At 63.4% G+C, this 13538-nt stretch carries 9 protein-coding genes; 3 read left to right on the top strand and 6 right to left on the bottom strand.

The window, feature by feature from the left end; genetic code table 11:
- Window positions 1-33: 33 nt before the first annotated feature.
- The 6 genes from P1P75_RS32705 to P1P75_RS32680 form a co-directional block, all read right to left on the bottom strand.
- Window positions 34-1725, bottom strand: coding sequence for a hypothetical protein (locus P1P75_RS32705; protein WP_319262411.1), 1692 nt, complete (start codon window positions 1723-1725; stop codon window positions 34-36).
- Between the two features lie 393 nt (window positions 1726-2118).
- Window positions 2119-3471, bottom strand: a complete 1353-nt coding sequence (locus tag P1P75_RS32700; protein WP_319262410.1) for a nucleotidyl transferase AbiEii/AbiGii toxin family protein — start codon at window positions 3469-3471, stop codon at window positions 2119-2121.
- Window positions 3472-3657: 186 nt separating this feature from the next.
- A complete protein-coding gene (locus P1P75_RS32695) occupies window positions 3658-3852 on the bottom strand; it encodes a hypothetical protein (protein WP_319262409.1) in 195 nt (64 codons plus the stop codon).
- On the bottom strand, window positions 3849-4469 hold the full coding sequence (locus tag P1P75_RS32690; RefSeq protein WP_319262407.1) for a hypothetical protein: 621 nt from the start codon (window positions 4467-4469) through the stop codon (window positions 3849-3851). Before P1P75_RS32690 ends, P1P75_RS32695 begins: the two co-directional genes overlap by 4 nt.
- A 173-nt stretch (window positions 4470-4642) precedes the next feature.
- Complete coding sequence (locus P1P75_RS32685) at window positions 4643-6550, bottom strand: hypothetical protein (RefSeq protein ID WP_319262405.1); 1908 nt, start codon at window positions 6548-6550, stop codon at window positions 4643-4645.
- 137 nt (window positions 6551-6687) lie between these two features.
- On the bottom strand, window positions 6688-7428 hold the full coding sequence (locus P1P75_RS32680) for a hypothetical protein (protein WP_319262404.1): 741 nt from the start codon (window positions 7426-7428) through the stop codon (window positions 6688-6690).
- Between the two features lie 336 nt (window positions 7429-7764).
- Here P1P75_RS32680 and P1P75_RS32675 point away from each other — a divergent pair, with 336 nt between their 5' ends.
- The 3 genes from P1P75_RS32675 (at window position 7765) to P1P75_RS32665 (ending at window position 13369) form a co-directional block, all read left to right on the top strand.
- A complete protein-coding gene (locus P1P75_RS32675; protein ID WP_319262402.1) occupies window positions 7765-8259 on the top strand; it encodes a Pycsar system effector family protein in 495 nt (164 codons plus the stop codon).
- Window positions 8256-8981: a Crp/Fnr family transcriptional regulator gene (locus P1P75_RS32670; RefSeq protein ID WP_319262400.1), complete on the top strand. Its 726-nt coding sequence runs from the start codon at window positions 8256-8258 to the stop codon at window positions 8979-8981. The genes P1P75_RS32675 and P1P75_RS32670 overlap by 4 nt, the downstream gene beginning before the upstream one ends.
- Before the next feature lie 119 nt (window positions 8982-9100).
- Window positions 9101-13369, top strand: a complete 4269-nt coding sequence (locus P1P75_RS32665) for a tetratricopeptide repeat protein (protein WP_319262398.1) — start codon at window positions 9101-9103, stop codon at window positions 13367-13369.
- The last annotated feature ends 169 nt before the right edge of the window (window positions 13370-13538 follow it).

Here is a 13538-nt window from a genome sequence, read left to right as displayed (position 1 = left end):
AACAGGACCCTCGACAAGTCCCATCGTTGCAGGTCAGGAGCACTCTCCGCTTATTTGATCAAGCCTCGGACGCCCCACCTCGTGAAAGCGCGAGGCTAGTTCGTAGCTTGAGGTTGCGTCGGGGCGAAGGCGGCGAGCTACGGTGCGGATCTTAGCGCCGAGGTAACGCTCGAAGATGGCGACGCGGCCCTGGTGGCCGGTTGGAAGTGAGTGGGTGTCGGCCTCCGAGAGACTTTCGCAGTACAGGCGAAGGAAGAGCGGCAGCGTGAACTCAGGCGTCAGGAGCGGGATTTTGGGGGCTTCAAGACCATAGTGATCGAAGTAGCGCTGTGTCGCCTCAACTTCCCGCTCGGCGAATCCCGGATGTGTGCGGTGGACGTAGTGTTTGTCCTCGGTGCCCTCCAGCACGAGATCGCGGTAGGTGTCACGGCAGGAGACGCCGAGGGCGACGTGCGGATGCCGGGCAACGGCAGCCCGCAGCCTCGGGAGGTGCGTTCGCCAGAAGTCCGCTGGTGTCGTCTCGTTGAGCGCATCGATGAAGATCAAGAAGCGGCTACCAGACGTCGCGGCAGCTTCGCCGGCGGCATCCATGGCGCTCAGGAGCACATCGCCGCCGACCGGCTCCAGGCCGAGTTGGTCTGCGACGCTCGCCCAGAGGTCGCCCCTGCCGAACTGCGCACCGGCCAGGAACACTGCGGGCCGACCAGCGAGCAGAGCACGGTGGGTGGCGTCAAGGAGCAGGTGTGTCTTGCCCGACCCTGCCTTCCCAGTCAGAAAGTAAGTGCGCCGCCGGAAGGCTCGGCCGACCGAAGACTCAAGCCACGAGTGCAGTTCGTTGATCGCTTTGCCCAGCACACCGACGCCATAACCCTCGGCGCGTTCCGGAGGGTTCTGGTTCCGCTTGGGGTCGTCGCTCGGCAGCTCCCGCCACTCGGCCTTCGCCCGTCGCTCGTAGTCCCTGGCGGCTTCAATGGCTTCAGCAGTGGCCGACAGCTGATCTATGAGGTACAGGAGGGTAGTTGGAGGATCCCCAGCTTGTGCTGCGATGGCGCTCGCAGTCGACTTCAGGGCTGCTGCCGCGTCATGGATGGCTTGATAGGCGAAGGCGCCAGGGGCGTCCTCATCCTTGACCAGGACGTGTAGATCGTTTACGGCGGTGATGACGTCGCGGCGCAAACGATTGAAATGAGTGAGGACCGCCTGGTCGAAACCGAGTGCGATGAGGTCTTCTTGGATGGGAATGTCGACCTGCAGGTCGGGCCGGTACTTCTCGCCGGCGGCGTCGGCCTGCTCCTTGTAGCGCTTCTCCAACCAGTCGCGCCCGAGCACGACGTGATGCCACCAGAACCAGTGCCGGCCGCGGTGCTCCGGTTTGGACAGCTCGTCCAGCAGGTCGCTCTCCTGCACCAGCTCGAACTCAATCCTGTCGGCACCGGAGATCGTCCTCTTCCAGGTTGCGACCTTTGCCTCGTACTTCTGCCGCTGAGACTTGCGCTCCCCACCTCGCGTTCCGGTAGCAAGGTTCCAGGAAATCGCGAACGCCAGCTTGCGGAGTTCCGGCCGCTCCTTGGCTACGCGCTTCACCGAATCCGTCATGGCGGTCAGCAGTGGATCGATGCCCTCAACGTGCTTGGCCTGCCAGCCCCACTCCATGCCGTCCGGCAGAGTGGCGTACCACTCCACACCGCCGTCAGGGTTGCCGGTACGAATGGCCTGCGTGCCCATTGGCACTTGGTTCTTGAGTAGCTGGTAAGCCAACTCCTCAAATGCGCGACTCTGTTCACCGTTCCAAGTACGAAGTGTTTTGAAGCTCAACCCGTGCTGCCCCTCTTGTCACTATGGCTCGGAGCGCGAATTCGGCTGTCGTGATGCCCCCGAAGGCCGACGCCGAACTCTTCGGGGGTGACGGCGCAGGACGGCCTCGATCCTACGCCAGCAGCGGACGCCTACGACCGAATTTGCAGGCCGACCAGGCGGCATCGCCACTCACGCGGAGACGTGGCACAAAACACACAGTTCGATCAACCTGAGTACGCCCATGATCCTCACCGCCCCGACGGAATACGCGTCTCGCTACGGAAGGCCGCGTGCTACCACGCTCGCGCTACGAATCTTCGGTCAAACACGGAACCCACTGCGACCTGCACAGGGGCTGCCGTAAGGGTTGTTGTGTGGGTTGATTCTAGTAGAGGGGGTGGTTCGCTCGAAAACCTTTTGACAATAGGCACACTGAACGCGGTAGCGGATTCTTCTAGGAGTGCTCCTCACTCGGGGACGCGTACGGAACCCTCTGCCGAATGTCGTGCGGTCAGCGAACTCTCCGGCTTTGGCCAGTTCAATCTCATAGCGGGGTTCAAATTTCTCATCGGTGGCTTCCAGGTCATCAATCTTGTAGTTGAATAGTGCCTTGATACCGGGACCAGATCGACCACCCGTCCGATCATAAACGTATAGGTATTCCTGTGCCACACCATCCTTGCGACGCATGAAGCGCAATGAGTACGGCTCGACCACCCGCACAGTGCCGTCGTACGTCAGCCGCAGCACAGTGCGGCTGGATCCGGCCTCCATGATGGGGTTGCGTAGTTCGGCGGGGAAAAAGGCGAGATGTCCGCGCTCGCCGTAGCTGAAAGTGGAGAAGAGGGAGTCAAGCTCACCCTTGAATTGTGCGACTGCTGTGGGGAAGTCCAGCAGACTCTCCGCCATGCAGATAATCTTGTTTTCCCAGAAGTGACGCATCGCGTCGAACGGTACAGCCAGCAGCAATGACAGGGCGGCTGCGGGACTGGATTCGAAAATGGTCTTCTTCAAGAATGTGGCGACAACTGCCCGCTTGTCCACGTCGACCTCATCGTTGACGAAAATGGAGTACACGAGGTCGAACAGATCGAACGATGACCTGCGCTGCAGCAGGCACTTGAGCTTGTCGGCGAGACCCTCCTCCAGGCTGACCGTGAGCAGGTCGGCCGAGCAGTCGTCCTGGTCGCTGTAGGGGTGGATGAGTTGACGGCGCTGCGGCGGCAGATAGAGGCGCCCAAACTCCGTGACGTCGATGCGCAAGCTGATAGTCACATTTCGGCGGGCGCCGTAGAAGTCCGTAAAATAGAGCTTGTACTTGTAGACAGTCTTCGTCTTATCGATAGCCTGTTCGCCCACCTGGCGATTCTCCGCAGTATCGAACACTACACCGGTGCGGGCTTGTGCGAGGCGGCAGACATTGTTCAGTGCAGCCATGAGCTGATCGGCGTCCACAGCCTCGGGAGCCACGAAGTCCAGGTCGTCGGAGAAGCGGGTCGCCCCGAAGTAGGCCTTGCGAAATGCATTGCCACCCTTGAGGACAAGGCGATCGGCAAAGGGACTGTCGCCGTACAGTCCGGCCAGCAACCAGCCGAAAACGTAGTCCCTTTGAACGTTTGAGACATGGACACCGAGCGTAGCGGCCATGTCATCGATCTCATCGCGGCTGATCACTCGCACATTGTTGCCGACCGCAGGGTTAACCGCCATGCCGTTTCCGAATCGCTGCCGGAAGCCAGCACACTGAGGCGGCGGCAGCCGAACGCGCCCCCTGTTCCTTAGGCGGTCGCGTACGGCCCGAGGCGTTCCGTATTACGCCCGAGTAGCTGTCCCCTCGTGTGCTGATTCCGCCTCACCTGATCAACACTGTTCGTCATGGGAGTCATCGGCGAGGTGTCCGTGGTGGCGATACACCATTTCGTCGGGGTGGCGTATCACTCGCGCCAGCCGCCAGGCCGCGTCGTAGGACATGCGGCCTCGTTCTTGAGCACGAAGTCGCATGGCCAGGAGGCTGGTTGCCGGGTCGAGCAGCCAGCGCAGGGCGGGTAGCTTCATCGGGCCGCGCCCACCTCAGTGACGGAGCGTGGCTCTCCTCTGTCGCTGCCGACACCTACGGCCGAATCGGCGGCCACAGGTTCGCTCGGTGCCAGCCAGTCGAGCGCATCGTTCCACCCCATCTGATCCAGGACAGTGCGGACGGTGGCGGTGAAACGTGCATGTTGTCCCGGATTGTCGCCCAGTTTCTCCCACACGTACAGAAGGGTTTGGGAGATGCGTTCGGCCTTGGACTGGATGTCGTCGGCCGCTCCGACCAGCGGAAGGATCTTCTCCTTGAAGACGGCCCAGTCAAGGGAACCGAGATCGTCCAGGTGGCGGTCGAGCCACCAGATGCGCGTGGTGTCCGGCGTCTCGAAGACTGCTTGTCTGAACCATTCTCGGCGTTCGTGTTCCTGGGCGAGTTGGAGCGTCACCTCGCGTAAGGCGTCTTGGTATCGCTGAGCTCGGTCGGCGTCCTGCTCGGAGAGCATCAGGTTGATGCGTGCCTTCAGCCAGAGGCCAGGGGCGTCTTCGGGAGTGTGCCAGTGTGCCGCGGCGAGCGTGAGGCATTCCTGCGCGGTGGTGAGCTGTTCGGGTAAGTGACGCCCGGTGATGCCTCGGCCGAGTTCGTCCACGGCGAGCCGTGCGGCTGCTCGGGCCGTGGCTGAGCCGCCGGCCTGGAGAGAGGCGTGGGCTCGGTAGGTGAGGGTGCCGTGGGCACAGAAGCGGATGCCGGGCAGACAGGTTGGCCACTGGGCCCGGATCCGACTGCGCCGACGGCTCCACCACGGGCCAGGTCCGTCGATCGTCAAAGGGTCGATGCCTCCTCGGACGCCCGGTAGCGGCCGACAGCCCGTTCCAGGACCCCTCGCCAGAATGGATCGATCGCCTCCTCCGTCACCATGAGCCCGTCGAGACCGGAGCGGCGGCTGGGCGGGGCGAAGATATCTGTGAGCAGATCCAGCACCGGCTCCCGACGCTCAAGGTCGTCTTGGAAGCGCTCTTGCCACCGCCTCAGTTGCCTGTCGACGGCCTTCACGGCGGCATCGGTGGACAACAACTCCTGCCAGGCGCGGACCACTCGCAGCCGGGCCTCAGGCGTGGGTACATCGCTAAGGACCAGGTCTGTTCCCTCGTCACTGGAGACGAGGGCGAGGAAGGCCCCCAGAGTCTGGCGGCGCACAGTCGCATCAGCTTGTCCGCTTTCGACGTCACCGAGCCATTGGTCGACCGCCTTGCGCACCTCATCCGGCCGCCGGAGGGAGAGCTGCTGGAAGGCATGGACGACGGTCGCGGAGCCGAATTCCTTGTGACCTGCCGCCTTGCCCAGCCGTGTCAGCGCGAGGACTGGATGGTCGATGCCCCAGGCACCTGCGCAGATCTCAATGACGAGGTCAACTTTGTTGGCCGGGGGAGTTTTGGCATCCACCCATTGGCGCAGGCGATTACTGACGTAGCGGCCGAACTCGGGGTCCCCGGCTGCTTTGGTCAGGGTTTCCACGGCCAGGCCCCGTCGGGGACCCGTGAGGTCACTGGCCAGCCCGTCGAGGATGGCCCGGTCGTGGCGGTGCACTGCCAGCGCCAACAGTGCGGTAGTGACCCGGCGGGCGTCCTCTTCTGGAATGGTGCGATCTGCGGCAATGCCAATCGCCCATGCGCGCAGAAGGTCGCGTTGGGTGGGGAACTCATCCCACAAGTGGCGCAGGATGGCTGCGGGCAGGCCCTCCATCGTCTCGTCGTGGAGCGCCCGGTCCCCACTGCGGGTGATTTTCGCGGCTTCCAGTCGGCTCGATGTCGTGGCGTCGGTCAGGACGTTGGCCGGTTCGCGTGCGAAGTCAAGTTGGGCCAGAAGGTCGTCGGCTGCCTTGATGACGGACCTGCTCTGCCCTCCGTGGAGCAAGGCGCCGGCCCAGACCATGACCCGAGTGGACAGCAGCTGTGCATCGCTCCCTCGCACCCGGTCCTCACTGAGAAGGATCTCGATTTCGGTGTGCCAGTCGCCGAACTCCTTGACGATTTCCGGGATCTCCTCGGGGCCGGATGCCCGGATGAGACGGCCAGCCAGACGCCACGCCGCGCGTGCAGAGGGATTGGCCTTCCAGATGTCACCGAACTTCTCCTCCAGCCAGGCCACACGATCCCCGCGATGATGCGCGCGCAGCTCGGCCGTGACGAGGGGCCTGGCGTCCGGAGACTCCAGTCGGACAGTGAATGGCAGTGTGGGTTCGGCCCAGTGGCCGTACCAGTCGGCGGGCGTGGCAAGGATGACGAGGAAGGAGTTCTTCTTGCGCAAGTCCTCCCCATGAGCGACCAGGTCGGTGCCCAGTCGGCCGTCTGGCCGCTCTGGAAGGTCGGAGAGATCGAGGACGTATCCCGTCGCCGCCTCTTCCGGCAGCGGCCGGACTGAGGGCTTGGACCATTCCGGGTCGAGGTCGAAGATCGCCGACACAGGGTTGGCCACCGTACGCAGCAGGCGCATTGCAGCGGTGCGTCGACCACTGCCCTGGGCTGCGCAGAGCACGACGATTCCGTATGCGTCCAGGAGTTTGGACGCGGCTACCCACTGGTCGGAGCTTCGCGGCGGGACGAACCGTCCTTCCTGGCTTGCCTTGTAGTCGGCGTCGCTCTCGGTGATCAGGACAGGGATGACCTGATCACGGTTCAAGTGCAGGTTGTAGGCCTGGATACCGTGCTTGCCGGAGTGCGTGAAGTTCACTGAGTCGGGATGCGACTGACCGTTTGGCTCGCCGCCTTGCGATAGTGGAGGGTGACCTGCGGGCTCGTTCGGTGCTGTGGGTTCCGCTGAGGGTGTGGTGGAGCCTGTACGGTCTTGCTGGTCCTGCTCGTGGTCGATCATCGCTGCCCCCGTCCAGCGCCGTAATGGTTGTATGCCTGGATGCCGTGCTTGCCGGAGTGGTTGAAGCTCACCGCGCCCGGAGCCGAGGGAACGGCCTGAGCTACTACTCCAGGTGCAGGGACCGGCTGCTCCGCAGCCGCTTCCGTGGTGTCGAGGGGTTCGAAGATGTCCGGGTCCGCGAGCCGCCAGTCGAAGCCGGGGATGTGGACATAGGCCGGCTGCTGAAACTTCTTCACCTTCACCAAGTGCCGCATGAACTGGTCGGGCAGGACCTCGCCGTTGACGCAGCCGCTCTCGAAAACGTCCTCGTAGACGCGTTGCGAAATGATCACTGCGGTGTTGGTGATCTCCGGGTTCGCGCGGTTCAGCAGGGTGCGCAGTGCGTCGTCGTCCAGGAGCCGGTGGGTGTGCACCATCGGTACGCCCAGTCCGGTGTGCGGCAGCGGGCCGACGTGAATGCTGACCCTGAGCTGCAGGGGCGTACTGGCGGGGCTATCCGCGCGTCGACGCCCCAGAGCCTGCCTCAAGGCACCGGGGAAGCAACCCACCAGTGCGGGCAACACCTCCGGATCCATGCCGGCGACGTAGCTGTCTCCGGCATGCTGGCCGAACACCCGCATCTGCCACTGAGCGCTCACGTTGCTGGCACTGAGCGCCTCAGACAGCAACGGCAGGATGTCGGCGTTCACTTGCTGCATGCCCTTGCTGTCCAGCGCGCTGAAGTTGCGGGCGTCCACAGCCAGTACGGCCCGATAGGGCCACAACGGTTCCCATGACGGCAACATGTGCCGCTCCTCTCGTCGGGTGCGGTGCCGCGAATCGCGGCGAACACGACCTTCGTGGAGCAGCAGGGCCGAGATGGTCCAGGATTGGACGGTACGAGCGTGCGCTGGATCACATAGCGGGTGTGCCGTCCTGGCAGGTGATGTCGCTGGGGCCTCAACACAAGGCACTCCGGAGAGTCCGTTCTCGGCCAAAATGCCATAAGTAGGTTTTCCGTCTCGTTACCGTGACCAGACTTCAGCCCGGGACCGGCGAGCGAACGCCTGGATAACAGCTAGGGGGACGGCTTGATGGCGGTTGAGCCGACGGAGACAGCGTGGCGGATTCAGGCAGCTGTTGCGGATTGGACGGCCAAGGCAGACTCAAAGGCATCATTTGCCCTGACGATGCAGTCCACGGCCTTGGCCGTTCTTGGGCTGCTGGCGACCTCCAAACGATCTGCTGGTGATTTCGACTCGACGGTGCCGCAGTTGTTGTTGTGGATCGGTGTACTGCTCATGGCGGCTGGAGTGAGCTTTGCAACTTGGGCGATCTCACCCAACCTCCGCAAGGAGCGACGCGGGCCGGAGAACGACGACGACTTCCTGTATTTCGGGCATGTTCGGCACTTGGATCCGGCAGTCCTGGAAGCAGCGCTTCGGGATAAGGACCCGTTGCCGTCGCTATCCCGGCAGGTGGTGGTGATGAGTGAGATCGCCTGGAACAAGCACCGCCGGGTGCAGTGGTCGCTACTGTTGGCGGCCGCCGGTTGTGCCGCCTTCGGCCTCGCGACAGTCGTCGGATGACACCGGAGGGCATCGTGACGAACTTCCGCTCCCTGGTATCCACCGACGTATGGCGTGACTTGATCGACCGCGGTCGCCCCCAAACATACCCATACAATTCTGTGCTCCTCGCTCAGGGCGAGTCGCCCGACTGCGTGATCGCATTGGTCGACGGCCTCGTGAAGGTCGCGCAGAGCAATGAAGGCGGAGACCACCTGACATTAATGCTCCGTGGGCCGGGTGAAGTCCTGGGAGAAATGGGCGCCTTACTTAACCGTCCGCGCTCAGCCACCGTCACAGCGGCGCGCCGCTGTACCACAGTCGTTCTGGCCGCTCATGCCTTCCGGGGCTACGTGGAGCGCCATCGTCTGGAGACGGTCATCTACCAACTGACTGTGGAACGGCTGAACAGTCACGAACGCTTGCGAGCAGACCTGGTAAACCTGCCCTCCACAGCGCGCGTGGCCAGAGTGGTGAGCCTCCTCGCTGACGAAATCGGCCGTCCCCAGGGGATCGCAGGTCTACTCGTGGAACTAGGCATGCCGCGCACAGAGCTGGCCACCATGGCGGCGATGCGCCGCTCATCAGTACTTTCGGCCCTGGGGGAGCTCCAGTCCGCCGGCATCCTCATACTCGGTCGTCGGCGCCTGGTCATCACAGACCTGCACCGCCTGCGGACGGTCGCCTGCGGCAAGGAGGTCCTCGGTTGCAAGAGCCGTGTGGATACGACGCCCGCCATGTGACTCACAGCACGCCCGTACCGTCCAACGCTGGACCATTCCGTGTCCACTCCTCCACAAGGGTGGCGTTCGCCGTGATGCGCGGCGAAGCACACATCACCTAGTGAGAGGGGCAGCACGACATGGAGCCCACCGTGCCGCCAGCAAAGCCGACTGAGCCTGCAGGCGCGCAATCCCAGCCGGAGAACCCCGAACCGGACGCCCAGCCGCATCCCGACACGGTGTCCTTCAGACACCACGGGGAGTTGGGCATTCAGGCCTACAACCTGCACCTGACCTGCGACCAAGTCTTCCCAGTGCCCTTCGCCGCCGCCACTCCTGTCCTGCCAGGAAGTGCTGGTGGCAGGTTCGGCCCGTCACAAGACGAGGCTCAGGAAGTCTCCAGGCTCCCTAGAGAGGTCCGCCCTTTGGTTGGGCGCGAGGCCGAGGTCGCCGAAGGCTGCAGGCTTTTGGAAGAGCCGGGTGTGGTTGGCATGTCAGCGGTCGTGGTGACGGGACCGCCAGGTATCGGCAAGAGCGCTGTAGCCCTGCGGTTGGCGAAGCTCGTCGCAGGCGCCTACCCGGACGGCCAGTTCCAAATCGATCTCGCCCTGTCGGCTAGTGATGGGAACCCGGCTGATCTGGTGCCGGCCCTCTTGCACACTCTCCGTCCCGACGGTGACCCGCTTCCTGAAGGACGTGTACATCAACTGGCTTTGCTGCGCAGGACGCTGTCCCACAGCAGGGTGCTGCTGCTCGTTGACGACGCCGTCTCGGAAGAAGCGCTCCTCGAAGTCCTGCGTATGGAAGGGCCCTTCGGCCTTGTGTGCACGAGTCGCGCAAAGCTGAGTGGGCTCGCAGGGCTAGTGCACGTCATCGAGCTCGAACCGTTGCCCACACGGCACAGCGAGGAGCTGATACGAGAGGTCGTTGGCCTCACCCGTCTCACCGACGAGCAGGTGTCCTCCCTGGCAGAAGCATGCGCTGGCCATCCACTTGCCCTGCATGTCGCAGCCGCACACTTGGCACGTCGGCCCAAGATCAGCGTCGACCGCTTCCTTGACGACATCACCAGCCCTGATCGTGGCGTCCGGGCCCTCAAAGCCGGGCAGACCGCCTTAGAGCCCGTGCTCGAGCGAAGCTTCGAGGCGTTAAACCCCGACCAGGCAGAACTCTTCACCACGCTCGGCGCCCTGCCTCACATGTCCGTGACTACGGATGTCATCGCTGCTGCCATGGCTGCCTCACTGGAGCAGCTCGATGACGACCACACCGACGCTGTAACGGACCTGCTGGACTCGCTGTTCGAACTCAGCCTCATCGAGCAGATCGACGAGGACCGGTACGTCCTCCATGAGATCCTGCATCGCTTCGCCCGGCTGAAGTCCGCCTCCACCTTATTGGAACGCCGCAAAACCATTATCCGCCATGTATGTCTCATGCTGGCCGCGCGGACGCAGTCATCGACGGAGTCGATCGGCTTCATGGACAAGGAAGCAATAGTTCCTGCGCAGAGCAACGCAGGCGCCTTGCGTGCCCTGAACGCGGACCGTCCAGGAGCTGTCGCCATGGCCGAGATAGCCCGGAAGCATGAGATGTGGGAACCGCTACTTCTCCTCGCTTCGCATCTCACGGACTCTCTCTGGCACGGGAGCCACTGGACCGATCTGGAACGCGTCTACGAGTGCGTACTAGAAGCTGGCACCCTCGCCGACAAGCCGGGCTGGACAGCAGCGGCTCAGCACAACCTGGCCACAGTCGCCAGCCATCTCGGTGACAGCCAGCGTGCCACCGACCTGCTGCAGCGCAGCGCCGAGACCGCTCACGAAGCCGGCGATCCGCACCAGATGTTCCTGGCACAACTGGCACTGGGCACGCTGCTCATCAACCTCGGACGCGCCCGGGATGCCATCCCGTTCCTACACCATGGCCTGCGCTTCTGGCGGGTCATCGGCGATCGCCATGTTCTGGCCCATGCCCTGGGCACCCTTGGCCAGGCGTACATGGCCATTGGTCAGGTCCGTCGGGCCGAGGAGTATCTCCGTAACAGCAAGAACATGTCCCCGGCGGGCAGTGATGCCGACTTATCCAACCGCATGGCGATCACAACGCTGCTGCGGCGAACCGGCCGTATGGCTGAGGCCGCCCAGGAAGCCTGCCGAGACATCGAACGAGCGCGTGCTGTGGGGAGCCGAGAATGGGAAGCCAAGGCATTGATGGAACTCGCAGAAACTCCCCTTGAGGAGCGACCAAACTCGGCCCCACTGCAGCCTCTGGATGCTGCTTTGGCTATCTACCGGGACACAGGTGACATTCAAGGCCAAGTGAGGGTGCTCTTCCGGCTGGGCGATCAAGCAGCAGATCGCGCAGACATCCACCAGGCTGCTGAGCTCCTCGGAGAATGCGCCAACCTCGCCTACCAGATCGGGGACTACGAACACGCGGCGCGCTCGCTGGTCTACCTGGGCTCTTACCACGGAGGCATCGGGCAACTCGACGAAGCGGAGACGTACTTCACGGACGCACTGGACATGGCTCGGCACGTAGGGAACCCCGGCGTGCTGGCCCAGGCTCTGCAGAAGAGGGCCGAATACCTCTGGCACCTCGGTCAGATCGGCGCAGCCGTCAGCCACCTGAGCGAAGCAGCTCGCCACCTGGAGGCCACCGAGGAACAGCAAGCACTAGCCCAGATCAGAGCAGCTCTGGGGGAGGCGCTCGTCGTCGCGGGCCGATGGAAGGAGGGTGCCAAGATCCTGGAATCAGTCCTCTCTGTGGTGTCCGACCACGTCTCCCCTGCCACCACGGCCCGGGCATCCCGCGCGCTAGCCATCCTCTACTCGCGCCGGGGCCTCCACACAGAAGCCATGTCCACGATCACTAGGGCACTCGATCAGAGCGAACGCGCTGGCGACACCTCAGGGGTCCTTCACTGCAGGATGGCGCTTGGCAACGTGCACGCCCGGAACGAAGAATGGTCCGAGGCACTCGACCAGTACGACAAGGCCGCCGAGCTCGCGGGAGAGCGAAGGGATCTTCACGTTCTTCTCGCCGCCCGAAGCCAAGCTGCGGTGTGCCGACTCCGCAAAGGCGACGATAAGGCTGCTGTCGCGGCAATGACCGAGCTCATCCCGCTGGCCGAGCAGTTGGGGATGCGATCGGCTCAGGCTGCCCTTCATTCCAACATGGGGGTCCACTACGCCAGCTCAGCTGACTACAAGAACGCGGCCACCCATTTCCTTACGGCCTTGTCTCTCAGCGAGCAGCTCGACGACGAACCGATGCGCGCCACCTGTCTACTCAACCTAGCGCGCGCTTACCGCGAGCTCGGCGACATCGACAACTCCCGCGCGCATGCGCGCCAAGCTTTCGCTCTCCACCACGACCTCGGCAATTGGTCAGAGGCAGGCGAGGCTCTGCTCCACCTGGGCGTGCTGCACTACGAGGTAACACCAGACGCCGGTGTACCCACTTTCCGGGAGCTGCTGGGTAAGGGTCAGCGCATCGACAACCGTGTCCTGGAAGCCCTCCGAACTCGTGTACACCGAGCTGTTCAAGACTCCGTCGTCAGTTCCGGCGCCGAGGCTGGTAGCTCGAACGCTCTCGCCGGCATGAGAAGGATCAATATCTCCGACTCCGTGCTGGAGGCACTGACCGGCGTCAACCTCAAGCCGCTCATCATTCGCCTCGGAAACTCGCGACAGACCTGTGCAGCCTGCAGTCTCTTGATCGACGAGACCGGAGAAGCCGAACTCCTCTTCCTGCACCACCCGCAGATGGACCACGTCCTGTTGCGGCTGGCACACCCTCACTGCGTCCTCTCCAGGGTGATCCAGCTGAACGGTCCCGCGCCCGAACAACCGGGAGAGAGCGTCGAAGTCGAGTGCATACTGTTCGGGCAGGACAAAACAGGGATCATCGCCGACTGCTACGGCGGATGGGGCTCACTCAACGACAGCAGCACCATCGAGGACCTCGTTCTCAAGAACTACCTCGATGCAGGCTTCGCCAGCCTGCAGAGCATGCTCAGGCTAGAGGACGGCCAAACGCTCGACTTCCGTGACATTCCAGCCGCACGCGGTGGCAGTGTCGAGGCACGTCTCGAAGACAACAAGCTCTCAATCACCGGCCCTCACGGCCCGCTTCTGCCACCTATGCCACTCAACTTCTACCCGCACTGGTACGAGAAGGCACTGGAGGGGTCGTTGATCGTCGTGCTGGGCAGGAACCTTCAGGGAATGACAGCCGATGACCCCTCCTACCTCCTTCGTGCCATGGCCCTGGGTCAAGCGGTGGGCGCCACGGTGCCCCTCACCGTCGTGCGGCCCCGCAGAAACAGCCCCTGCCCGTGCATGATGCGCAGTGGACGCAAGTTCAAGCACTGCTGCGGAACGAGCAGCCGCTCACGTGGCTGATGCCTGGCAGGCCAGGACCCGCTGGGTTGGGTTGGCATGTCCGCAGGGTTCGTCACAATGCTGGAAAGACCTAGTGTCCTGAGTCGTTAATTCGTGTGCAGTATGCGGCGAGGGTGTCGAGGATGTCGTCTGCGGTCTTCGTCCAGACGAACGGCTTGGGGTTCTTGTT

Source organism: Streptomyces sp. ID05-39B, from assembly GCF_033794725.1.
Taxonomy (GTDB): Bacteria; Actinomycetota; Actinomycetes; order Streptomycetales; family Streptomycetaceae; genus Streptomyces; species Streptomyces bobili.
This window is presented reverse-complemented; position numbering and strand designations above follow the sequence as displayed.

Bases quoted from the DNA above. Each gene is read 5' to 3' on its own strand.
- P1P75_RS32705 (WP_319262411.1), bottom strand. From the start codon at position 1,725: ATGGGCACGCAGGCCATTCGTACCGGCAACCCTGACGGCGGTGTGGAG.
- P1P75_RS32695 (WP_319262409.1), bottom strand. From the start codon at position 3,852: ATGAAGCTACCCGCCCTGCGCTGGCTGCTCGACCCGGCAACCAGCCTC.
- P1P75_RS32675 (WP_319262402.1), top strand. From the start codon at position 7,765: ATGGCGGTTGAGCCGACGGAGACAGCGTGGCGGATTCAGGCAGCTGTT.
- P1P75_RS32670 (WP_319262400.1), top strand. From the start codon at position 8,256: ATGACACCGGAGGGCATCGTGACGAACTTCCGCTCCCTGGTATCCACC.
- P1P75_RS32665 (WP_319262398.1), top strand. From the start codon at position 9,101: ATGGAGCCCACCGTGCCGCCAGCAAAGCCGACTGAGCCTGCAGGCGCG.